The sequence below is a fragment of the Streptomyces sp. NPDC111507 genome (assembly GCF_055638955.1).
This window is the reverse complement of record NZ_JBVKBU010000019.1, coordinates 1-24,652: the sequence shown is the minus strand read 5'-3', so window position 1 is coordinate 24,652 and position 24,652 is coordinate 1. Positions and strand designations below refer to the sequence as shown.

Annotated in this window: 13 protein-coding genes and 1 tRNA gene; all 14 read left to right on the top strand. The window is 72.0% G+C overall.

What is annotated here, in order from left to right; all coding sequences use genetic code 11:
* Window positions 1-49: 49 nt before the first annotated feature.
* On the top strand, window positions 50-3,367 hold the full coding sequence (gene tmk, locus ACZ7M2_RS44065; RefSeq protein WP_471600092.1) for a dTMP kinase: 3,318 nt from the start codon (window positions 50-52) through the stop codon (window positions 3,365-3,367).
* A 77-nt stretch (window positions 3,368-3,444) separates the two neighbouring features.
* Window positions 3,445-4,650 (top strand): DNA polymerase III subunit delta', encoded by a 1,206-nt coding sequence (locus ACZ7M2_RS44060; RefSeq protein WP_352052541.1) that lies wholly within the window; start codon window positions 3,445-3,447, stop codon window positions 4,648-4,650.
* Between the two features lie 427 nt (window positions 4,651-5,077).
* The gene (locus ACZ7M2_RS44055) at window positions 5,078-6,634 is read left to right on the top strand and encodes an alpha/beta hydrolase (RefSeq protein WP_471600091.1); all 1,557 of its coding nucleotides are present in this window, start codon (window positions 5,078-5,080) and stop codon (window positions 6,632-6,634) included.
* Window positions 6,635-6,741: 107 nt separating this feature from the next.
* Window positions 6,742-6,815, top strand: a tRNA-Thr gene (locus ACZ7M2_RS44050).
* Between the two features lie 654 nt (window positions 6,816-7,469).
* Window positions 7,470-9,338: a hypothetical protein gene (locus tag ACZ7M2_RS44045; protein WP_471600090.1), complete on the top strand. Its 1,869-nt coding sequence runs from the start codon at window positions 7,470-7,472 to the stop codon at window positions 9,336-9,338.
* 504 nt (window positions 9,339-9,842) lie between these two features.
* A complete protein-coding gene (locus tag ACZ7M2_RS44040) occupies window positions 9,843-10,073 on the top strand; it encodes a hypothetical protein (RefSeq protein WP_471600089.1) in 231 nt (76 codons plus the stop codon).
* Between the two features lie 115 nt (window positions 10,074-10,188).
* Window positions 10,189-11,313, top strand: a complete 1,125-nt coding sequence (locus ACZ7M2_RS44035; protein ID WP_471600088.1) for a hypothetical protein — start codon at window positions 10,189-10,191, stop codon at window positions 11,311-11,313.
* A 188-nt stretch (window positions 11,314-11,501) separates the two neighbouring features.
* Window positions 11,502-14,210: an amino acid adenylation domain-containing protein gene (locus ACZ7M2_RS44030; protein WP_471600087.1), complete on the top strand. Its 2,709-nt coding sequence runs from the start codon at window positions 11,502-11,504 to the stop codon at window positions 14,208-14,210.
* A gap of 326 nt (window positions 14,211-14,536) precedes the next feature.
* On the top strand, window positions 14,537-15,484 hold the full coding sequence (gene sbnA, locus ACZ7M2_RS44025) for a 2,3-diaminopropionate biosynthesis protein SbnA (protein WP_266627127.1): 948 nt from the start codon (window positions 14,537-14,539) through the stop codon (window positions 15,482-15,484).
* A gap of 8 nt (window positions 15,485-15,492) precedes the next feature.
* Window positions 15,493-16,482, top strand: coding sequence for a 2,3-diaminopropionate biosynthesis protein SbnB (sbnB, locus tag ACZ7M2_RS44020; RefSeq protein ID WP_471600086.1), 990 nt, complete (start codon window positions 15,493-15,495; stop codon window positions 16,480-16,482).
* Window positions 16,483-16,541: 59 nt separating this feature from the next.
* Window positions 16,542-17,480 (top strand): TauD/TfdA family dioxygenase, encoded by a 939-nt coding sequence (locus ACZ7M2_RS44015; RefSeq protein ID WP_471600085.1) that lies wholly within the window; start codon window positions 16,542-16,544, stop codon window positions 17,478-17,480.
* A 260-nt stretch (window positions 17,481-17,740) separates the two neighbouring features.
* On the top strand, window positions 17,741-17,950 hold the full coding sequence (locus ACZ7M2_RS44010; RefSeq protein ID WP_266584470.1) for an MbtH family protein: 210 nt from the start codon (window positions 17,741-17,743) through the stop codon (window positions 17,948-17,950).
* A gap of 101 nt (window positions 17,951-18,051) precedes the next feature.
* Complete coding sequence (locus tag ACZ7M2_RS44005; protein WP_471600084.1) at window positions 18,052-23,037, top strand: amino acid adenylation domain-containing protein; 4,986 nt, start codon at window positions 18,052-18,054, stop codon at window positions 23,035-23,037.
* Window positions 23,034-24,652 (top strand): condensation domain-containing protein (locus ACZ7M2_RS44000; protein WP_471600083.1); only part of this gene is annotated, 1,619 nt, incomplete at its 3' end. The genes ACZ7M2_RS44005 and ACZ7M2_RS44000, both read left to right, overlap by 4 nt.

The window sequence follows — 24,652 nt, the reverse complement described above, 5'->3', positions numbered from 1 at the left end:
TGTTCGGGCACCCCTACGGGCAGTCAGTGGGGCCGGATAGGCTTGCAGGATGACGCGAGCCGAGCAGCCAACGGCCCACACTCCGGCCCCCGACGACGCCCTGGTCGCGGACTCCCGCGAGCGCGCCGTCCGCGCGCTGCTGCGGCGACCCCAGCTGAAACGGTTGTGGAGCGCCCACCTGGTGGGCGGTGTCGGTGACGCCCTGGCCCTGCTCGTGCTGGTCATCCTCGTCCTCCAGGCGGCGATCGCTGAGGGTTCCTTCGGCGGCGGCTACCGCGGGGTCGCCCTCGCCGTGGCGGCCGTCTTCGGGGCACGCATTCTGGCCACGCTGCTCTTCGGAGCGATACTCCTCGGGCCGCTCACCTCGCTGACGTCCCAGGAGGGGCCGCTCGACCGGCGCTGGACCATGGTCGGAGCCGACGGACTGCGCGCCGTGCTCATGCTCATCGCGCCCCTGTGGATCGACTGGACCCCGGACAACGCACTCGCCGCCCTCCTCGTCCTCGCCTTCGTGACCGGCGTCGCCGAGCGCTTCTGGACGGTGTGCCGGGAGAGCGCGGCGCCCGCGCTGCTGCCCGCGCCGCCGCTGGAGGGCGCCACCGTGCGCCCGCTGCCGGACCACCTGGACGCGCTGCGGCGCCTGTCACTGCGTACGGCCTTCGTGGCGGTGCCGATCGCGGCCGCCACGCTCGTCGTGGTGTCACTCGTCAGCAACCTGCTGGGTGCCGGGATCGCCTGGTTCGACCAGCACCAGGGGGCGCTCGCCTCGTACGTCGCCGCCGGACTGTTCGCCGCCTCGCTCTCCGTGCTCACGTCCCTCGAACTGCCCGACACCCGCACCCCGCGTGCGCGCTCGCCCCTGGAGGGCCTGCGCCGCCCCAGGACGGGCACGGGCGTCGACAACGGCCGTACCGGCGCGATCCCGCTCCTGGTGCTCGCCTGCGCGGCCGTCGCCGCGGCGATCGCCGCCGCTGTCGCCGTCTCGGTGCTGCAGGCCAAGGACCTGGGCGGCGGACCGGTCACGTACGGCCTGCTGGTGCTGGCGCTGACCGGGGGTGTCGTCATCGGCATCCGGACGGCCCCCTCCGTGCTGCCGTCGCTGTCGCGGCGCAGGCTGCTCTCGCTGGCGATCGCCTTCACCGGGATCGCGCTGCTGGCCGCCGGTCTGGTCCCGGACGTCACCACGGAGCTGCTGATCGCCGGCCTCGCGGGCATCGGCGCGGGCGTCGCCGCGAACACCGGGCACGCACTGCTCGACCAGGAGACCGAGGAGTACCGGCGGGCGCGCACGACGGAACACCTGCACGCGGTCGTACGGGTCTGCGTGGCGCTCGGCACCCTGCTGGCGCCCGTGGTCGCCGCGGCGATCGGCCCGCACCGGCTCGAGAACGGCAAGTTCGTGTTCGCGCACGGAGGCGCCGCCTTCACACTGATGCTGGTGGGCGCCCTGCTGCTGCCGGTCGCCGCCCTGGTGCTCGCCAAGGTCGACGACCGCTCCGGAGTGCCGCTGCGGCACGACCTGCTGGACGCGCTGCGCGGTGGCGACGACCCGGTGCAGAACTCCACTGCGAACGGGTTCTTCATCGCCCTGGAGGGCGGCGACGGGGCCGGGAAGTCGACGCAGGCGGAAGCGCTCGCGGAGTGGATCCGCGCCAAGGGCCACGAGGTCGTGGTGACCCGCGAACCGGGCGCCACGCCGGTCGGCAAGCGGCTGCGGTCGATCCTGCTGGACGTGTCGTCGGCGGGCCTGTCGCACCGCGCGGAGGCGCTGCTGTACGCCGCCGACCGCGCCGAGCACGTGGACACGGTGGTGCGGCCCGCGCTGGAGCGGGGTGCCGTCGTCATCTCCGACCGCTACATCGACTCGTCGGTGGCCTACCAGGGGGCCGGCCGGGACCTGTCCCCGACCGAGATCGCCCGCATCAACCGATGGGCGACCAACGGACTGGTGCCGCATCTGACCGTGCTCCTCGACGTCTCCCCGGAGGCGGCGCGCGAGCGCTTCACGGAGGCGCCCGACCGGCTGGAGTCGGAGCCGGTGGAGTTCCACACGCGCGTGCGGTCCGGTTTCCTGACGCTGGCCGCCGCCGACCCGGGCCGGTACCTGGTCGTCGACGCCGCCCAGGAGCCCGAGGCGGTCACCACTGTCGTCCGGCACCGGCTCGACGTGATGCTGCCCCTCTCCGAGGCCGAGGTGAAGGCCCAGGAGGAGGCACGCAAGGCGGCCGAGGAGGAGGCCCGGCGCAAGGCCGAGGAAGAGGCCGCCCGCAAGGCCGAGGAGGAGCGACTGGAGCGCGAGCGCCAGGAACAGCTCGCCCGGCTGCGTGCGGAGGAAGAAGAGCGCAAGCAGCGCGAACTGGAGGAGGCGCAGCGGCGCGAGGCCGAGCGCCAGGCGGAGGAGGCGCGACAGCGCGCCGAGGAGGCCCGCCGCCGGGCCGAGGAGGAGCGGGCGCGGCTGCTGGCCCAGGAGCAGGCCCAGGCCGCCGAGCACGACCGGCTGCGCAGGCTGGCCGAGGAGCAGGCACGGCTGCGGGCCGAGGCCGAGGAGCGCCGCCTGGAGAAGCAGCGCAAGGCCGAGGAGGCGTTGCTGCGGGCGGAGGAGGCGCGACGGGCGGCGACGGAGACGGCGGCAGCGGCAGCGGCGGCGGCCGCCGCCACGGCGGCTTCGACGTCTGCTGCCGCTGCTCCTTCGGCTGCGGCTTCTGCTTCAGCGCCTGCGTCGGCTCCCGCTTCGGCGCCTGTGGGTTCTGGTGAGCCGGCGGCCGCGGGTCCCGTGGCCGACAACGAGACGACGGTGCCCACGCCGGTCGTGACGCCCCCGAGCACCTCGGGCGGCTCGGTGGACGAGACGACGGTGCTGCGGCCCGTGCGCTCCGGAGAGAGCCGCGAGGGTTCCCGCTCCGACTCGGAGGAGACGGCCAAGCTGCCGAAGCCGCCCGTGCCCGAGGAGGCGGCCGAGAGGACGGCCGTGCTCCCGCCGGTGGTTCCGGGGGCCGCGGACGAGACCGCCGTACTGCCGCCGGTGGCGCCGGGCGCGGCCGACGAGACGGCCGTGCTTCCTCCGGTACGCGACGGGGGCGCGGGTGCCGCCCCGGATGCCGGTGCGGGTGATCCCGCGAACCGGGTGCCGCCGGGCTTCTTCCGGGACGAGCGGCCCGAGCCCCGGCCCGAGAGGGCCGGTGACCGCACGCGCGAGCTGCCCCAGGTCAATGCCGAGGGCGCACCGCGTCGCCGTCCCCGTTCCGACTGGGCGGAGGAGACCCCGCTCGACGACCTCCCGACCCTGGCGGACGAACTGCTGGGCCCGCGTGACGACGACGAGCAGGACGACGGGCGCGAGGGACGGGGCGGTCGCCGCCGTCGCTGAGGCCCGGGGCCCCGTTGTCAGTGGCGACCCGCACAATGGACGCGGCAAGGCAAAGTGCGACGAAAGGGCGGTGCCCCGTGCCGGTATGGGACGACCTGGTGGGCCAGGACAAGGTGAGCGAGCAACTCGCCGCCGCCGCTCGTGACGCCGACGCCCTCGTCTCGGCGGTCGCCGCGGACACCCCGCTCCCCGAGGCGTCCAAGATGACGCACGCCTGGCTGTTCACCGGTCCGCCCGGCTCCGGGCGTTCCACCGCGGCGCGGGCCTTCGCGGCGGCGCTCCAGTGCGTGAGCCCCGACCGCGCGCTGGGCGGAGTCCCCGGATGCGGCTTCTGCGACGGCTGCCACACCAGCCTGATCGGGACGCACGCCGATGTGCAGATCGTCCGCACCGACCTCCTCTCCATCGGTGTGAAGGAGACCCGCGACCTGGTCCGCCGCGCCCAGATGTCCCCGGCGACCGGCCGCTGGCAGGTCATCGTCCTGGAGGACGCGGACCGCCTCACGGAGGGCGCGGGCAACGTCCTTCTGAAGGCCGTCGAGGAACCGGCCCCCCGTACGGTCTGGCTGCTCTGCGCGCCCTCCATCGAGGACGTCCTGCCCACCATCCGCTCCCGCTGCCGCCTGCTCACCCTGCGCACCCCGCCGGTGGACGCGGTCGCCGACATCCTCGTCCGCCGTGACGGCATCGAGCCCGCTGTCGCGGCGGCCGCGGCCCGCGCGACACAGGGGCACATCGGGCGCGCCCGCCGTCTCGCCACGGACCAGCGTGCCCGTGAGCGCCGGGCCGCCGTCCTCAAGCTCCCGCTGCGGGTCGACGACATCGGCGGCTGTCTCAAGGCGGCCCAAGAGCTGATCGACACGGCCTCGGAGGACGCGAAGCAGCTCGCCGAGGAAGTCGACGTCAAGGAGACCGAAGACCTGAAGGCGGCCCTCGGCGCGTCGCAGGGCGGCCGTATGCCGCGTGGTACCGCGGGCGTCATGAAGGAGCTGGAGGACCGGCAGAAGCGCCGGAGAACGCGTACGCAGCGCGACAGCCTGGACCTGGCCCTCATCGACCTCACCGGCTTCTACCGCGACGTCCTCGCCCTCCAGCTCGGCTCCCGGGTGGCCCTCGCCAACACGGAGGCCGAGGATGTACTCGAGCGCCTCGCCCGCGGCAGCTCGCCGGAGGCGACCCTCCGCCGGATCGACGCGATCGCCGCGTGCCGCGAGGCGCTGGACCGCAATGTGGCCCCGCTGCTGGCGGTGGAGGCGATGACGATGGCGCTGCGGGCGGGCTGAGCCGAGAGGCTCGAAGACGTGGCCGGGCCGAGGACCCGGAGCTGACAGCGACCGGCGAACAGCCGACAGCCGACAGCGACCGGGGAACAGCCGACGGCCGACAGCGACCAGGAAACAGCCGACGGCCGACAGCGACCGGCGAACAGCCGATAGTGACCGCGACCGGTCAGCAGCCGACAGTGATCGCCACCGGCCGACATCCGGGGCCGTGCCGAGGAGCCGGAGTGAGGAGCTGAGGCGAGGTGTGGGGAGCAGGAGTTGAGTCGCCGTGTTGACGCCATCACTCGTACGAGGCACATCCACGACTGTTGGTGATCACGACGTCGCGCAGGGTTACGCTCGCGAGATGTACTCCAGGTACTTCAGGCGCACCCCTCGGCCGCCCCGGTCCCGTCGGCCGAACCGACCCCGCGGTGCGATCCGCACGATGCGTACCGTCCGTGCGGGCGGCGTGCTGCTCGCCGCCACGCTGCTCGTCTCCGCCTGCTCCACGGGGAGTTCGACCAGGACGGCCACGACGTCGGCGGACGCGGTGCTGGCCGCACTGCCCCGCGCCACACCCTCCACGCTGTCGTCGTACTACAACCAGGAGCTGACCTGGCGCAGCTGCGGCGTCTCCGGCTTCGAGTGCGCCACGATGAAGGCGCCGCTCGACTACGCGAAACCGGCCTCGGGTGACGTCAAGCTGGCCGTGGCCCGCAAGAAGGCGACCGGCCCCGGCAAGCGCATCGGCTCGCTGCTGGTCAACCCGGGCGGGCCGGGCGGCTCGGCGGTGGGCTATCTGCAGTCGTACGCGGGGATCGGCTACCCGGCGGAGGTCCGCGCCCGCTACGACATGGTCGCGGTCGACCCGCGCGGGGTGGCCCGCAGTGAGCCCGTCGAGTGCCTCACCGGCCACCAGATGGACACGTACACGGAGACGGACGTCACCCCCGACGACAAGAAGGAGACGGGTGAACTGGTCGACGCGTACAAGAAGTTCGCCGAGGGCTGTGGCCGGCACTCGCCGAACCTCCTGCGGCACGTGTCCACGGTCGAGGCGGCCCGGGACATGGACATTTTGCGCGCGGTTCTGGGCGACCAGAAGCTGAACTACGTGGGGGCGTCGTACGGGACGCTCCTCGGGGCGACGTACGCGGGCCTCTTCCCGGACCGGGTGGGCCGCATGGTCCTGGACGGCGCGATGGACCCGTCCCTGTCCGCACGCAAGCTCAACCAGGACCAGACGGCGGGCTTCGAGACGGCGTTCCAGTCCTTCGCGAAGGACTGCGTGCGCCAGAGCGACTGCCCGCTGGGCGGCCCGGGCACGAGCCCGGACCAGGTCGGCAAGAACCTCAGCGCCTTCTTCAAGCAGCTCGACGCGAAGCCGATCCCGACAGGCGACGCGGGCGGCCGCAAGCTCGGCGAGGCCCTCGCGACCACGGGTGTGATCGCGGCCATGTACGACCAGGCGGCGTGGCCGCAGCTGCGCCAGGCGCTGACCGCGGCGATGAAGGACAAGGACGGCGCGGGCCTGCTCGCTCTCTCCGACAGCTATTACGAGCGCGACGCCGACGGCAAGTACGCGAACCTCATGTTCGCCAACGCGGCCGTGAACTGCCTCGACCTCCCGCCCGCCTTCTCCACGCCCGAACAGGTGGAGAAGAGCCTTCCCGCGTTCGAGAAGGCGTCCCCCGTCTTCGGTGACGGTCTGGCCTGGTCCTCCCTGAACTGCGCGTACTGGCCCGTGCGGCCCACCGGCGAGCCGCACCGCATCGAGGCGAAGGGCGCGGGCCCGATCCTCGTGGTCGGCACCACCCGGGACCCGGCCACCCCCTACGCCTGGGCCAAGGCCCTCGCCTCCCAGCTCTCCTCCGGTGTCCTCCTCACCTACGTCGGCGACGGCCACACCGCGTACGGCCGCGGCAGCGTCTGCATCGACTCCACGATCGACCGCTACCTCCTCCAGGGCACCCCTCCCGCGAAGGGAAAACGCTGCGCATAGCCCTCCCGCACGCCCCGGAACCGGTCCTTCCGGGGCGTGTACGGAGCACCCCCGGAAACTGTGTAGACTTACCGACGTTGCTGATCGCACCATAGTGCGGACAGCGCGCCGCCTTAGCTCAGATGGCCAGAGCAACGCACTCGTAATGCGTAGGTCTCGGGTTCGAATCCCGAAGGCGGCTCTGCCGAAGCCCCAGGATTCTCACTCGCCGTGACCTGGGGCTTTTGCTTTTTTCGGAGCCGGTGGTGGGGGTGGAAGCCGGCCGCTCGCGTGTCGGTGGTCTCAGTTCTGGTCTCCGTCACGGGTGAAGACGACGGCGCCGAATTCTTGCCGAGTGCCTCTCACGACATGCTCCTGCCACTCGTCGCCGACGGCGGCCCGCATTTCCTCCTGCTGTGCCTTGTGCTCGTGCGGGTGCGGGATGAACGGCGACGGGATCGGTACTGGGTCGTGCTCTTCTTGGTCTGTCGTGCTCTTCCTGGTCTTGGGACGAGTGAAGACCAGGCTCGACGTTCTCGTTGGGGGCCGGCACCGGTCCCGGATCGAGGACGATCCCGACTACGTACCGGACGCAGCGCCCGACTGGGCATGAGCGGTCGTTGTCGGGTCGCCCTGACACCGGCGGACCGTTCGGGGTGGGATTCTTAACGGCCCTGCAAGCAGGGGCAGTTGAGGTCCTCGGCCGGTTCCATAAACCCCCTTGCTCCCGTGTCGGGGGTAGGCGCTAGAGTCCGATGCGTTGCGTGATGTTCACAGCAACCGTACAAAGAGCGCGGCCGGCCTCTGGATATCCGGGGCAGCGAGGCCGCGCCATTCCCGTGGGGGGAATCCAGCAGTGAGAACACGCTCTTTGGTGTCGGCGGCCGTGTCCGCCGCGCTGGGCGCCGCGCTCCTCGCCGCGCCGTCGCTGGCGTACGCGACCGACGGCGACACGCCCGGGCAGGACCCGGCGGCCACCGCGACCACGAACCCGACGGCAGATCCGACGTCGACGGACACGCCCACCACCGCCCCGTCCGGCACTCCTTCGGACACCCCGGCCCCGTCCGCCCCGCCCATCGGCGAACCGTCGGACACCCCGACCCCCGCCGATCCGACCCCGTCCGACCCGCCCTCCGGCGACCCGACGCCCGCCCCGAGCAGCAGCGCGCCCGCCGACGGCACCGGCGCCCCGGTGTTCGGCAACGTCGGCTCCGACTCGTCCGACGCCGGCTTCCTGACGGTCGCCGTCTCCTCCGATTCGGCGATCACCGAGGTGTCCGCCGACCTGACCGAGCTGCGCGGCGCGAACCCGGCGACCGTCGCGGTCACCGGCTTCACCCTCGTCTCCGGCACGCCGCAGGACGGCGTCTGGCGCTCGCCCCGCATGTCGCAACTGCCGTCGTACGGCAGCTACGACGTGACGGTCAGCGCCCAGGACAGCGACGGCGACAGCACCTCGTCGGCGCACGCCACCACCGTGGACGTCGAGCCGAAGCCGGTCTTCGCCGATCGCAGCATCAGCCCCGCCGTACTGGACGTGGAGCACACGCACGTCCAGCTCAGCGGCCGCGTCTCGCTCTTCGACCCGATCACCGGCGACACCTCGCCAGTGGCCGGCAAGCAACTGAGCGTGATCGCCGAGAACGCCTACAGCACCGTCACCGCCGCCGACGGCAGCTACGCGGTCGACGTGGCACCGAAGTTGAACGGCGACAACGCCACGTCCGTGCCGGTCTCGCTCTCCTTCTGGATCGCCAACCCCGACGGCACGAGCACCTATGTGCTCGTCGACAGCAAGACCCTGCCGGTCGTGGTCAGCCCGAGCCGGATTCGGCTGGACCACTCCAGCGTGAAGATCAAGTTCGGTGCCAAGGCGTCCTCGTCCGGTGTCGTGGAGTACCTGTACGACGGCACCTGGCGCCCGGCCAAGGGCGTCGCGCTGGACATGGGCTACTACGCCAAGGCGACCAGCGGTGCCGGTGGGCGCTTCACGCTCACCGACCCGTACATCCCGTACGACGACAGCACGTTCACGGTCGAGACCAGCCTCGACAGCTACCTGGCCGACCCGTATCTGACCGCCTCGCACACGCAGTTCAAGGTCGATGTCATCAACCGGACGAACATCTGCTTCTGTTCGAGCTGGATCGACGAGTACTCCGACCTGCACATCCAGGGCAGCATGGGCGCCAGCAACGGCAAGGTGCCGCCGAACCGGAAGCTGTACCTCCAGCAGTCGGCCGACGGCAAGACCGGCTGGAAGTCGCTCGGCTGGTTCAACACGAAGTCCGACGGCACCTTCAACCTCGACGGGTACGTGGCGGTGCCGAAGGGCTACTGGCGGCTGTACTCGGCGGGGTCGTCGGACTACCAGTCCGGCTACTCCAACTCCGTGCACTTCAACCGCACCGCCACCCGGATCACCGGCTTCAACGCCGGTCCCGAGCCGGTGCGCAAGGGCCACACCGTGACCACCACCGGCACCTTGCAGCGGCTGAGCGGCACGAAGTGGGTGGCGTTCGGCAAGCAGCGTATCTACATCCTCTTCCAGGCCAAGGGCAAGAAGTCCTGGACGCAGCTGGGCTCCGTCAAGGCGGACTCGCACGGCCACTTCACCGCCCGCTTCACCGCGAAGCAGGACGGCACCTGGGTCGGGGTCTACCTCGCGTCCGGCTCCTACGTGGACGCCGAGAGCTACCACGACTACGTGGACGTGCGCTGAGCAGCCTTTTCTGACGATCACCACGAAGGGCGCCCCGGGAACCTCCGGGGCGCCCTTCACCTTTGCGGCCGCGTGGCCACGCGGCCGCCAGGAGCCCCGCCTGCGTCCGGCCCGCGTCCAGGTGAACGGCGAGCGCGAGCTGTCCTTGCCGATAGCCTCATCCGCCCTGGTCAGAGCCGACGTTTCGCGATCACCGGGTAGCCGGGTACAGAGGGCGCTCCGGGACTCTGGCGGGGATGACCATCGGCACCGTGACCTGCTCGCCCGTCGGCACGCCGCCCGATCCCGGCCTCACCGCGGTGGCCGACCCCGTACCGACCGCTCCATCCGGGCCCTCGTGCTGCGCACCGGCGCCTGTAGCAGCGTTACGAGCAGCACGATCCCGGTGACCGCCACCGCTCCCGGCCGAGGGTTGCCCGATAGAGAAGGCGTATAGGCGGATCGCGGAGTTTTGGAGGCGCTCGCCGGGACTGGCCGGCGGGGTACCGAATCCGTGGAGGACTCGTGCGTCGCCGTCCCGCCATGCTGGTCGTCGGCACCGCCGCGGCGCTCTCGGCCGTTCCCGGACTCGCCGCGCCCGCGGTCGGCACCACCAGCGCCGACGAGTACCTCCTCGGTGGCGCCCTCCATGGCGACCTCAAGCGGGTCCGCGCGGTGTGCGGCGGAGTGAAGAAGACCTCCTGCGACGCCACGGCCCGGACTTGTCACCAAGCCGTCGACGTCGCGGCGGCCTGAGGCCCGTTCGGTGTCCGGCGGAGCACGCCGTTCGCGGCGCGACGAGAGCCGCAACGCGGCCGGGCACATCCGCACCGGCCGCTCCCCACCGATATCGCTGATTCTCGGAGGTTCCATGTCCACTCTGCCTTCAAGTCCGCCTTCAAGCGCCACATCCGCCCTGCTCCGCAAAGCCGCCGTCGTCCTGCTGGCGGGCGGCGCCGCCCTGTCGCTCGCCGCGGGCCCGGCCCAGGCGGCGTCGCCCGGTTGGGAGACCCTTGCCAAGCCCAACACCGACGGCTCGCTCTATGACGTTCTGCCGGTCGGTGACGGCAGCACCGCCTTCGGCCAGACCGTCTGGGGCCGCAACAGCGAGGACGCCGAAGTCGTCCGTTACTGGCTGCGTCAGGGGACGGCGTGGAAGGAGCTGACCTACGAGAAGGATCGTGCGGACGACGGGATCTGGGCCGCCACGTCTGCCAACGACTTCTGGGTCCTGGGCAAGAAGTACCAGCAGTCCCTTTCCGTCAGCCACTGGAACGGCACGGCCTGGGAGAAGCGGAACCCGGCCGACGCGTCCGTCAACTTCCTTGGCATCAAGGCGGTTTCGGCCACCGATGTGTGGGCCGTGGGCGAGTCGCGAACGGACACCGCCACGAGTGTCCCGGGCGCCGTCGGGCACTGGGACGGCACCTCCTGGAAGGTCACCAAGCTCCCGCAGGCCGCCGGCGGCAGTACCAAGCTGAACTCTGTCCAGGTCAACTCCGCCACGGACATCTGGGCGGCCGGACAGACGTGCACGGATACCGCGGGCACCAACTGCCGTCCGTACGTCGTGAAGTACGACGGCGCCAGCTGGAAGGAGGTCGCCACGCCCACCGGCCTCACGGGCTCCCTCACCAAGGTCGTCGCCCGCGGCTCCAGTGATGTGTGGGTCGTCGGCGGCACCACCGCCCTGCACTGGAACGGCACCGGTTGGACCCGCGCGGACATCACCCTGAAGGGAGTCACGAGCTTCGCCGATCTGGCTTTCTACGGCGGACAGTTGTACGCCGGTCTGCACTCCGGCACCGACGGCGCCTTCGCCCGTTGGAATGGACAGGCCTGGGAGGCCGTCACCGGTCCCGTCTCCTACTCGGCGGACGGCGTCCGGCTGACCACGGCTACCGACGGGAGCCTGTGGGTGGCCGGGCGGACCATGTCCTTCTTCGGCAGCTCGTCGCCGTTCGCCGCCAGGCTCGCGGCGCCGGCCGCCGGCTGACGATCCGCTCGGCCGGGACTCCCCAGCCGCGGTTTTGGCACCCCCAGCCGGTTCCGGCACGGTCACTCCGTCGTGCCGGAACCGGCGCCTGTGCATTGCCTCCCTCGTCACCCGTGATCCAGTCCGCATCCTCTCCCCATCCCCTTCACGACGTCGCTCAAGACCCTTCCTCCGAAACGGAGTGACCGATGCCCCGCCCCGCCCCGGTTCCGTCTTTTCAACTCCCGCTCCTGGCAGGCCAGTCCGGCATCTGGCATGACCTCCGGGCCGGCGCCGGCAGCCAGCAGTACAACGTCGGCCTCTACACCGATGTGCGCGGACCGCTGCATGTCCCGGACTTCCAGGAAGCCGCCCGCCTCGCCGTGACCGAGACCGAGGCGCTGCGGGTGCGATTCGTCGAAGTCGAAGCCGGAGCCGGAGCCGGAGCCGGAGCCGGAGCCGACGGGCATGGGGTGGGCTGGGCCGGGGGGCGTCCGGGGCAGTACGCGGACGGCGGGATCCGGCAGGAGGTCGGGCCGCCCCTCGACTGGGAGCTGCCGCTGGTCCGGGCCGTCGACGATGCGGCCGCCCATGACTGGATGCGCGCCGACCTGGCCCGGCCCGTCGACCTCCGCCGGGATCCGCTGTTCGCCTTCGCGCTGATCACCGTCGCCCCCGAACGGCACTTCTTCTACCAGCGTGCCCACCATGTGGTCCTCGACGGGCACAGCGGTGTGCTCGTGCTGCGCCGCACCGCCGAGATCTACACCGCCCTGCGCGAGGGCCGGGATCCTTCGGAGGGCGCCCTGCCGGGCCTCGCCGAGCTCCACGCGGCACAGGCCGAGTACCGGGCGTCGGAACGGTTCACCGCGGACCGTGCCCACTGGGCCGGGCGCATGGCCGACCGGCCGGAGCCCGTCGGCCTGTCCCTCGGCCTGGCCCGGCCGCGAGGGCGTACGGAGCGCACGCAGGGCGCGGACGGTCTCGTACGGAGCGCGGGGTGCATTCCGCGGGAGACCCTGGACCGGCTCGGCGCGACCGCCCGGCTGGCCCGCACCCATTGGTCCACCGGTCTCGTCGCCGCCGTCGCCGCCTACCTGCACCGCATGACCGGCCGGGACGACATCCTGCTCAGCCTGCCAGTCGTCGGCCGTGTCACGGACGTCGCGCGGCGCACGCCCGGCATGACGGCCAACATCCTTCCGCTGCGCATCAGGGCGGACCGGGACACGACCGTCCACACCCTCATCCGCAGTGCGCTCGACGAGACCCGCCAGACGCTGCGCCACCAGCAGTACCGCTACGAGGAACTGCTCCGTGACCTGCGCGACGGCGGCTCCGAGAGCGCACATCGGCAGTTCGGCCCGATGGTCGATGTCATGGGCTTCGCCCTCGGCATCTCCTTCGACGGCACCCTGGGTAACGCTCACCGGCTCGCCTCCGGCCCCGTCGAAGACCTGGAGATCGCGGCCTGTCCGGTGCCCGGTGAGGGCGGTCTCCAGATCCGGCTGGCCGGCCATCCCTCGCGCTACACCGAGTCCGAACTCACCGCCCACCTGAGCCGGTTCGCCCGGTTCCTCGCCGCCTTCGCCGCCGACCCCGATGCCCTGGTGGGTGATGTGCCCATACTGCTTCCGGGCGAGCGGGAGCGGCTGCTCGAGGAGTGGAACGACACCGCCGTCGAGCTGAGGCCGGCGACCGTACACGGACTGTTCGAGGCGCAGGCCGCCACCACGCCGACCCGGATCGCCCTGATCCACGGCGAGGAGCGGCTCACCTACGCGGAGCTGAACGCGCGGGCCAACCGGCTGGCACACCGGCTGATCGACCAGGGGGCAGGGTCGCACACCGTGGTCGCGGTGTCGCTGCCGCGCTCGGTGGAGCTGGTGGTGGCGCTCCTCGCGGTCATGAAGTCGGGGGCGGCGTATCTGCCCGTGGACCCCGGGTATCCGGCCGAGCGGATCGCGTTCATGCTGGACGACGTCAAGTCCGTCGCCGTACTCGCGGAGCCGGCGGACGTGCGGGACACCGGCGGGTGGTCCGAGAGCAACCCCGCCGCGCAGGAAGGCGCGGCCAGGCATCCGGCGTACGTCATCCACACCTCCGGATCGACGGGCCGGCCCAAGGGCGTGGTGATCCGGCACGAGGCCGTGGCGGGCTATCTGTCCTCTCTGCACGATCTGACGGGGCTCGGGGGCGACGACACCGTCCTGAACCTGGCGTCGGTGTCCTTCGACCCGTCGGTGCGGGACATCTTCGGGCCGCTGACGGCGGGCTCCCGGCTCGTCGTGGCGGAGCAGGACGAGGCCCAGGACCCGGCCGCGCTGTTCGCCCTGCTCAGGCGGCACCGGGTGACCGTGCTGCCCGCTCTGACGCCGACGATGCTGACCGCGCTCGCGGACGCGGCGCGGGATGCGGCGGGCGAGGAGGACGTGCCGTCGCCCTGGCTGCGGATGGGCCTGGTCAGCGGTGAGGAGCTGACCGCCGCGCACCTGCGGCGGGCCGCCTCGGTCGGCGCGGACTGGCGGCTGGTCCACCAGTACGGGCCGGCCGAGTCGACCATGACGGCCACCGTCCACCCGCTCGGGCCCGAGGACGGGGCGGACGGGACGCGGCTTCCGATCGGGCGGCCTATCGCCAACGCCCGCTGCTACGTGCTCGACCGGCGGCTGCGGCCGGTGCCGCCCGGTGCGACCGGCGGACTGTATCTGGCGGGCGACGACCTGGCCGACGGCTACAGGAACCGCCCCGGACTCACCGCCGAGCGGTTCCTGGCCGACCCGTACGGGCTGCGACCGGGAGCGAGGATGTACCGCACGGACGACCTGGCGAGCTGGCGGGCGGACGGCACCCTGGAGCTCCGCGGGCGTGCCGACGACCAGATGAGGCTGCACGGTGTACGGACCGAACGGGGCTAAGCGCTCCGCTGGAAGTGCGGGGAGATGCCGTCGATCGTCCGCGGCTCCATCGTGGCCGGTCGCGCAGTTCCCCGCGCCCCTTCAGGGCGCTGCCGAACCGCAGCGGACTTCGCCCGACCCGCTTAGCCCCCACCTGAAAGTTCCGCCGACATTGGCTCGATTGCCGCGAAATATGGCGCCCAAAATGCTTGCGATATGACGAGAATATAGCTGCCGGATAGGCGAAACCTCAAGAATGTCAAGGAGCACGTCGAGCATTCGACGCGATCAATGTTCGGGAGGTGACAGTCGTGTCGGAGCCACCATTCTCAGGAATTCTTTCGACCGTGGGGAACACCCCACTCGTGGAATTGGAGAGGCTGCTGCCGGGGTTTGAGGCCCGGGTATTCGCCAAGATAGAGAGATTCAATCCGGGCGGCAGTATCAAGGACCGGTCCGGGCTCAGCATGCTGAGCAGCGCGATCGAGAGCGGCGAGCTGGTACCCGGCCGCTCCGTGGTGGTCGAGTCCAGCTCGGGGAACCTGGCGGTCGGACTCGCCCAGATATGCCGCTACTTCGGGTTCCGCTTCATCTGTGTGGTGGACGGAAAGACCACGGAGCAGAACCTGGCGATCCTGCGCGCCTACGGCGCCGAGATCGAGGTGGTGACCGAGCGGGACGAGCTGACCGGCGAGTACCTGCCGATGCGGCTGCGCCGTGTGCGGGAACTCGTCGCGCGGACGCCGTACGCGTTCTGGCCCAACCAGTACGCCAACCTGCTCAACCCGCGGGCCCACGAGAAGACCATGAGGGAGATAGCGCGCGCCCTCGACGGCCGGGTGGACTACCTGTTCTGCTCGGTCAGCACCTTCGGCACGTTGCGGGGCTGCGCCGACCACATCCGCGAGCAGGGGATGGACACCACCATCGTCGCGGTGGACGCGGAGGGCAGCGCCATCTTCGGCCTGGAGTCCACCCGCCGTCTCATTCCCGGGCACGGGGCGTCGGTCGTGCCGGCCCTGATGGACCCGACCGCCGCCGACCGGGTCGTCCACGTCTCCGACCTGGACTGCGTGGTGGCCTGCCGCAGGCTCATCCACCGCGAGGCCATCCTGGCCGGCGGTTCGTCCGGGGCGACCGTCGCCGCGCTGGCCCGGCTGAGGGACGAGATCCCGGCCGACTCGACCGTCGCGCTCGTCTTCCCCGACGGCGGCGACCGTTATCTCGACACGATTTATTCCGACACGTGGGTGCGTCGAAATTTCGGTGAAGTCGCGCACCTCTGGAAGGACTGAAACCCGTCATGCTCATCATCCGGCACTCCGAGGTCGGGCAGATTCTGAACGGCCGTGAACTCGAGAACATCGAGGCCGTCGCGGACGCTTACCGCATTCACGCACAGGGCGACACCGCGGTGCCGCACTCCATATTCCTCCGCTTTCCCGGACAGCCGCGCAATCGCATCATCGGCCTGCCCGCCTACCGGGGCGGAGAGAAGCCGGCCGCGGGTATGAAGTGGATCTCGTCCTTCCCGGCCAACATCGACCGGGGCATTCAGCGCGCCAACGCGGCGATCATCCTCAACTCCCTGGAGACCGGCCGCCCCGAGGCGCTCGTCGAGGGCTCGCTGATCTCCGCCAAGCGCACCGCCGCCAGCGCGGCGCTCGCCGCCGAACTACTCACCCGCGACCGCCGCCCGGACGGCCTCGCGCTGATCGGCTGCGGCGTCATCAACCTGGAGATCCTGCGTCACACCCGGGCGGCCGTCCCCGGCCTCAAGACCGTGACGCTGTACGACAGTTCGGCCGAGCGGGCCGCTTCGTTCGCCGCCCAGGCGGCCGAGGCCGCCCCGGAGGCGCGGGTGGTCACCGTCACCACCGCCGAGGAGGCGCTCGCCGCCCACGGCCTGGTCTCCATCGCGACGTCCGCCATCGAACCGCACCTGGACCTGAGGGCCGCCGTGCCCGGCACGGTCGTCCTGCACATCTCGCTGCGCGACCTGCTGCCCGAGTCGCTGCTCGACGCGCACAACATCGTCGACGACGTCGACCACGCGCTGCGCGAGCGCACCTCGCTGCACCTGGCCGAGCAGCTCGCCGGTCACCACGACTTCATCGACCCGACGATCGGCGAACTCCTCCTGGACGAGGGCGCGTTCACTCCGCAGCCGGGCCGCACGATCGTCTACGCGCCCTTCGGGCTCGGTGTCCTCGACATCGCGCTGGCCGACGACGTGCTGACCACGGCCCGGCAGAAGGGGCTGGGCGTGGAGGTGGAGGGCTTCCTGCCGTAGCCCCGGGCCGCTCGGCGGCGTACCGGCATCACCTGAACGACGACACGAGAGGAACTGCCATGACCGACCGCAACGGCTGGTCGCCGCTGGAGATCACTCCGGGCGACGTGGGCGCAGCGGTGACCCCGGAGGCGCTCGTCGAGCACCTCGACAGCATCGACCTGGCCGGGCTGCTTGTCCGCGAGAAGGCCCTGGTCTTCCGCGGGTTCAAGGTGCCCGGCGAGGGGCTGGACCCGGTCCTCGACCGGCTGCTGCCCCGCCGCCTCGCCTACGTGCACGGCAACTCGCCGCGCACCAAGGTCGGCTCCAACGTGTACACCTCGACGGAGTACCCGCAGGAGTACACCATCTCGATGCACAACGAGATGTCGTACGCCCACGCCTGGCCGACTCGGCTCGCCTTCTACTGCGCCGTCGCGCCGGAGACCGGCGGTGCCACCCCGGTCGTCGACGCCGCGCTGTGGCTGGAGGCCCTCGCCCCGGAGGTCCGCGAGGCCTTCGAGGCCGGGGTGCGCTACACGCAGAACCTGCATGGCGGCAAGGGCCTCGGCAAGAGCTGGCAGGACACCTTCGAAACCGGGGACCGGGACGAGGTCGACGTCTTCCTCAAGGAGGCGGAGGCCGAGTGGAGCTGGGGGCCGGGCAACAGCCTGAAGGTCAGCCAGCTGCGCCACTCCACGATGCGCCACCCGGTCACCGGCGCCGAGGTCTGGTTCAACCAGTCCGACCAGTGGCACCCGGCCTCGCTCGGCGACGACACCGCGAAGGCGCTCGCCCAGATCATGCCGGCCGACGAGCTGCCGCAGTCCGTGACCTTCGCGGACGGCAGCCCGATCCCGGACGAGTACGTCCTGCAGGTGCGCGACCGTGGCCTGGAGAACGCGGTGAACGTCGACTGGTGCGAGGGCGACCTGCTGCTCATCGACAACCTGCTGGTCGGCCATGGCCGCCGCCCGTTCACCGGACCGCGCCGGATCCTCGTCGCGATGTCCGACTGACGACCGGTCCGACCGGCCGACCTTCGTAGGTCAACTTCCGTTGGCCGCCCCCGGTTGGCCAACCTCCGTAGGCCAACCCCGGTTGGCCAACCTCCGTAGGCACCCCCCAGCGGGGCCCAGCCGGTGGATCCCTCGCCGTCGGCCGGGCCCCGCCGGTCTGTTTCAGGCCTCATATAGGCCGGATATGGGCCCGGATCGAAAACTGGCCAACGCATTACGACCGGCACACCACCGCTCCACCGAAAACACAGGAGATCACCGTGTCCGAGCAGCACGAATCCGCCATCACCCACCGCGTCGTGCTCAACGACGAGGAGCAGTACTCGATCTGGTGGGCCGACCGCGACCTGCCGGCCGGCTGGCACGCCGAGGGCACCGAGGGCACCCGCGAGGAGTGCCTGGCCCACATCGAGCGGATCTGGACCGACCTGCGCCCGGCCAGCCTCCGCCGTCGGATGGACGCCGCGTAACCGGCCCGGCTCCGGCCGACGGCGCACCACGCGTACGACCGGACTCCCGCCCGGCACCCCGCTCTCGATCAGTCACTCACCACACGAGGAGCACACCCTCCATGTTTCCCGAGTCACGGACGGACGCATCGGCCGATGCAGCCCAGCTCACCCCCGTGCTCGTCGGCCGTCAGGCTTCGCTGACTCCGGAAGCGATCGCCGTGGAGCACGGTCGGCAGCGGATGACGTACGCGGAGCTCGACGCCCGCAGCAACCGGCTCGCCCACCTGCTGAGGGCCCAGGGCGCCGGACCCGACCTGCCGGTCGGCGTCCGGCTCGCCCGCGGCCTCGACCTGGTCGTCGGGCTGCTCGCCATCTGGCGGGCCGGTGCCGCCTACCTGCCGCTGGACATCGAGGCGCCGCGGTCCCGCACCTCCGCGCTGATCGCCGCGTCCGGCACCGCACTCGTCCTCACCGACGCCCGGGGCAGCGCCGCCGTCACCGACGCCGGGGCCCGGCCCGTCGTCCCCGAGGACCTCGCCGCCGAACTCCGGGAGCAGCCCGCCGGCGCCCCGGTCACCGGCGTGCACAGCACCAACGCCGCCTACGTCCTGCACACCTCCGGCTCCACCGGCACCCCCAAGGGCGTCGTGGTCAGCCACGCCGGCATCGCCAACCGCATCGGCTGGGCGGTGCGACAGCACGGACTCTCGACCGCCGACCGGGTGCTGCAGAAGACCGCCCTGGTTTTCGACGCCCATGTCTGGGAGGTCTTCGCCCCGCTGGTCAGCGGCGGCACCGTGGTGCTCGCCCCGGCCGGTGCCGAACGCGATCCGGCCGCCCTCGTCCGCGCGGTCGGCGAGCACCGGATCACCGTGCTGCAGGTCGTGCCGTCCGTGCTGCGCCTGCTCGTCGCCGAGGACGGCTGGCAGAAGTGCGGCGCGCTGCGCCTGGTGTGCTGTGCCGGTGAGCCGCTGCACGCCGAACTCGCCCAAGAGCTGCGGGCGTTGAGCGGCGCCGAGCTGTGGAACACCTATGGTCCGACCGAGTGCTCCATCGACGTCACCGCGCACCGGTTCGACCCCGCCCAGCTGACCGGCCCGGTGCCGATCGGCCGCCCCATCGAGAAGACGCGCGTCCTGGTCGTGGACGCGTCCGGCAGCCCGGTCGGCGTCGGTGTTCCCGGCGAGCTGCTCGCGGGCGGTGCCGGTGTGGCGCGCGGCTATCTCGGCCGCCCCGGCCAGACCGCCGAGCGCTTCGTGCCCGACCCGTTCGCCAGGGACGGCAGCCGCCTGTACCGCACCGGCGACCGGGTCAGCTGGCGCGCCGACGGCGTACTCGAATACCTGGGCCGCATGGACGACCAGGTCAAGGTCAACGGCGTACGCATCGAACCCGCCGAGGTCGAGGCCCAGCTGGCCGCGCACCCGGCGATCGCCGGTGCCGTGGTCCGCCCCTACGCCGCGGCCGACGGCGCCAAGCGGCTCGCCGCCTATTACGTGATCCGCGAGCCGGTCGCCGAGACCGAGCTGCGCGGCCACCTGCTGGAGCGGCTGCCCAGCACCCATGTGCCGGCCGCCCTGATCGAACTGGAGTCCTTCCCGCTGGGCCCGACCGGCAAGGTCGACCGGCGGGCGCTGCCCTCGCCCGACGCGGTCGCCGAACCGGCGGGCACCGCCCCCGCCACCGAGGCCGAGCTCCTGGTCGCCGAGGCCTGGCAGAGCGTCCTCGACTTCGGCCCGCTCACCACCTCCAGCGACTTCTTCCGCGGCGGTGGCACCTCGCTCCAGCTCACCCGGGTCGCCGCCCGGCTGCGCGCCGGCACCGGCCGCGACATCTCCTTGCGCGCCCTGCTCGGCGCTCCCACCCTCGCCGACCACGCGGCCCTGCTGACGGCGGTCGCCGGGGAGGATTCCGCGCCCGTCCGGCCCGTTTCGCGCGAGGGCGGCCTTCCGCTCTCGTACGGGCAGCGCCGCCTGTGGTTCATGGACAAGATGCACCCGGCCAGTCCCGAGTGGGTCGCCGGTCTGCTGCTCAAGGTGCCCGCCGGCACCGCTCCCGAACTCGTCGGGCGGGCCCTGGACACCCTGGTCGCCCGGCACGAGGCGCTGCGCACCCGGTACGCCGAAGTGGACCGCGAGCCGCGCCAGTTCATCGAGGCGCCGACCGGCGTCCCGGTCCGCGCGATCACCACCGGCCGCGAGGAGCTGCCCGCCGTCCTCGCCGAGCTGCTCGGCACCGGCTTCCGCCTCGACGGCGGTGGGCTGCTGCGGGCCGCGCACATCACGCTCGACGACGACAGCGAGCTACTCGCCGTCGCCATGCACCACATCACCACCGACGGCTGGTCCACCGCCGTCCTGGAGCGCGAGTTCCACCAGGTCCTCGCCGCGCTGACGGCCGGCGAGCAGCCGGCCCTGCCGCAACTCGCCGTCCAGTACGCCGACTTCGCGGCCTGGCAGCGGGAGCGGCTCACGGGCGAGGCCGTCGGGCGCGAGCTCACGCACTGGCGCGCCGTCCTCGACGGACACCAGCCACTCGCCCTGCCCACCGACCACCCGCGTCCCGCCGTCCGCGACGGCCGCGGCGGCATCACCCCGGTCACCATCGACGCCGGCACCCTCGCGGCCGTCGACACGATCGCCCGCGAGCACGGCACCACCCGGTTCACCGTCCTGCTCACCGCGTACGCCACCGTCCTCGCCCGGCACAGCGGCCAGTGGGACCTGCCGGTCGGCACCCCGGTCGCCGGGCGCGAGCGGCCCGAACTCGACGGCGTCGTCGGCTTCTTCCTCAACAACGTGGTGCTGCGCTGTGTGCTCGACGGCGAACTCGGCTTCAACGACGCGGTCGCCAGGGTCGCCGCCATCACCCGGGACGCCTTCAGCCACCAGGACCTGCCGTTCGACCTCCTCGTCGACGAGCTGGTGCCCGACCGCGACCTGTCGCGCACCCCGCTCTACCAGGCCGCCTTCGACCTGCACGGCGAGGACTTCAACGGCACCGTCGACGGCGACACCGACACGGTCCGCAGGATGTGGCGGATCACCCACACCGACCTCACCCTGCTGCTGCGCCCGGCCGCCGACGGCACGCTGGTGGGCGGCCTGGAGTACGCGACCAGCCTGTACGAGGAGGCCACCGCAGCCCGCCTCGCCGCCGGCCTGACCACCCTGCTCGCGTCCGCGACCGCCGATCCCGACCGCGCGCTCGGCGCCCTCGACCTGCTCACCCCCGGTGAGCACGCCGAGCTGACCCGCTGGGGCACCGCCGAGACGCCCCAGCCCGTCATGTCGACGCCGCAGATGTTCGCCGCGCAGGCCGTGCGAACCCCGCATGCCACCGCCGTCGAGGGCGACGGGTTCGCCCTGACCTACCGGGAGCTGGCGGCCCGCGCCGCGCGGATCGCCCGCCATCTGCGCTCGATCGGAGTCCGTCAGGGCAGCACCGTCGGTGTCCTGCTCGACCGGAGCCCGGAGCTCCACGCCACACTGCTCGCCGTCTGGCAGGCCGGCGCGGCGTACGTGCCGATCGACCCGGCCTTCCCCGTCGAGCGCGTCACCGGGATGCTCGCCGACGCCGACGCCCGCGTCCTGGTCACCCAGAACGCCTGTGAGACAGGGGAGTTCAACGGCACGGTCGTACGGATCGACGGGTCCGACGCCGACGCGATCGCCGCCCAGGACGCCTGGACGCCGCCGCTGGAGGCCCACTTCGACGACCTGGCGTACATCATCTACACCTCCGGCTCGACCGGCCGCCCCAAGGGCGTCGCGGTCACCCACCGCGGCCTCGCCAACCACCTGAACTGGGCGGCGGCCGAGCTCGCGGGAGCGGGCACCGGCGGCGGCGCGGTCTTCTCCTCGGTCGCCTTCGACCTGGTCGTCCCCAACCTGTGGGCGCCGCTGCTCACCGGCCGGCGGGTACTGCTCCTTCCGCAGGACCTCGACCTGTCCGAACTCGGCGAGCGTCTGGCCGCGCACGCCCCGTACAGCTTCCTCAAGCTGACGCCGGGCCATCTCGACGTCCTGACCCAGCAGTTGACCGAACGCCAGGCAGCCTCGCTGGCCCCGATCGTGGTGGTCGCGGGCGAGGCCCTGGACGGCTCGCTCGCCGCCACCTGGGCTTCGCTGCTCGGTGAGAGCGGCCGGCTCATCAACGAGTACGGCCCGACCGAGGCCTCCGTAGGCACCAGCGTCCACCCGGTGGCGACCGGCACCGGCCCCGGCGTCGTGCCCATCGGCGGCCCGCTGCCCGGCATGGTCATGCGCGTCCTGGACGAGCGGATGCGGCCCGTCCCCGTCGGCGCGGTCGGCGAACTGTACGTCGGCGGCACCGGAGTCGCCCGCGGTTATGTCGGCCGCCCCGGCCTGACCGCCGAGAAGTTCCTGCCCGACCCGTACGGGCCCGCCGGAACCCGCCTCTACCGCACCGGCGACCTGGCGCGCTGGCTCGACAGCGGCGCCGTGGAGTTCCTCGGCCGCACCGACGACCAGGTCAAGATCCGCGGCTACCGGGTGGAGACCGGCGAGATCCGCGCGGTGCTGCTCGACCACCCCGGCGTCGCCGACGCGGTCGTCGTGCCGGTCGGCAGTGGCGCCCGGGTCCGGCTCGCCGCCTACTTCACTGCCGTCCCCGGCGGCGACGCGGACGCCGCGTCCCTCGCCGCCCACAGCGCCCTGCTGCTGCCCCCGTACATGGTCCCCGGCAGCTTCACCGAGCTGGAACGCATCCCGCTCAACCCGAACGGCAAGGTCGACCGGCGCGCCCTGCCCGACCCGGCGACGGCCGAACCGCCGCGGCGCGTGCGCCCCGCCGACCCCGTCGAGGAGCGCCTCCTCGACATCTGGCGCGACGCATGCGGGATCGAGGCCGGCCTTGACGACAACTTCTTCCACGCCGGTGGAAATTCGATCCTCGCGATCCGGCTGATCGCCGCGATCCAGACCGACTTCGAGATCACCCTGCCCGTACGCGCCGTGTTCGAGGGCCCGACCGTCGCCGAACTGGCGCAGACGATCGAGGACCGGATCCGCGCGGAGATCGCCGAGATGTCCGACTCCGAAGTGATGGCGGACTCGATGCTGCTGAAGGAGCAGAACGCATGAGCACCGAGGAAGCAACCACCGCCGTGCCCGCCCCGTCGGGCGCCTCGCTCCGCGACGAACTGCTGCGCCGCCGCCTGGCCGGCCGCCGCGGCGCCCGCCGCGACGAGATCACCCGTGCCGACCGCAGCGCCCCCCTGGCGCTCAGCGCCGGCCAGCAGCAGATGTGGTTCCTCAACCGCCTGGAGCCGGACAGCACCGAGTATCTGGTGCCGCTGGTGCTGCGGCTTCGCGGCACCCTCGACGCCGCCGCCCTCGGCCGCGCCTTCGAGGCGATCGCCGCCCGCCACGAGATCCTGCGCACCCGGTACGCCTTCGAGAACGGCGGCCCGGTCCAGGTCGTGGACGCGCCCGGCGCCCGCGCGCTGCCGCTGCCGGTCGTCCCGCTCACCGAGGAACCGGCCGCCGAGCGCGAGCGGAAGGCCGCCGAGGTGCTGCGCGAGCAGCTCGCCACCGGCTTCGACCTGGCCACCGAGTGGCCGGTGCGCGGCACGCTGCTGCGCCTCGCCGACGACGACCACATCCTGGCCTTCGTCTTCCACCACATCGCCTGCGACGCCTGGTCCACCCGCGTCTTCGGCAGCGAACTCAGCTCCCTGTACGCCGCGTTCGTCTCCGGCCGCGAGGCTCAGCTGCCGCCGCTCACCCTCCAGTACGCCGACTACGCGGCCTGGCAGCGGCAGCAGCTCGCCGGCCCGGACGCCGAGACCCACCTCGACTACTGGCGCGAGCGCCTGGCCGGCGTCGAGGCGACCGACCTGCCGACCGACCGGCCGCGCCCGGCCGTCCGCGACCACGCGGGCGCCGACCTGGACTTCGAGCTGCCCGACGGGCTCGCCGACCGGGTTCGAGAAGCCGCGCTGAACCACGACACCACGCCGTTCACCGTGCTGCTCACCGCCTACCAGACGCTGATCGCCCGCTACACCGGAAAGCGGGACGTGACCGTCGGAACCGTCGTCTCCGGGCGCGGCCGCCCCGAGCTCCAGCAGCTCATCGGCTACGGCATCAACACCCTCGTCCTGCGCGCCGGGTGGGACGATCAGGCCACGTTCGGCGGCCTCGTCGCATCCGGTCGCCGGCACATCCTGGACGCCTTCGACCACCAGCAGGTGCCGTTCGCGCAGCTGGTCGACGAGCTCCAGCCGGAGCGCGACCAGTCCCGCACCCCCCTCTACCAGGTCGCCTTCACCCTGCACGAGTGGCGCCTGGACTCCTTCGAGCTGCCCGGCCTCACGGTGGAGCCGTTCGGTGACAGCGACGGCATCGCCAAGTGCGACCTCGGCCTCCAGGTGCAGGAACTGCCCGACGGCTCTTTCAGGGCCCGCTTCCAGTACGCCACCGCCCTCTTCGACCAGAGCACGGTCCGCCGCCTCGCCGGCAACTTCGTGCGCCTGCTCGACCAGGTCCTGGGCGCCCCGGAAACCCCCCTCGCGGCCATCGACATCCTCAGCGAGGCCGAGCGCGCCATCGTCACCGGCGCTCTGGACGGCCACCGCACCACCGAGCCGGTCACGTCCCTCGCTCATGAGTTGTTCGAGGCGTGGGTGGTGGAGGCGCCGGGGTCGGTGGCGGTGGTGGCGGGTGGGTTGTCGTTGTCGTATGCGGAGGTGAATGA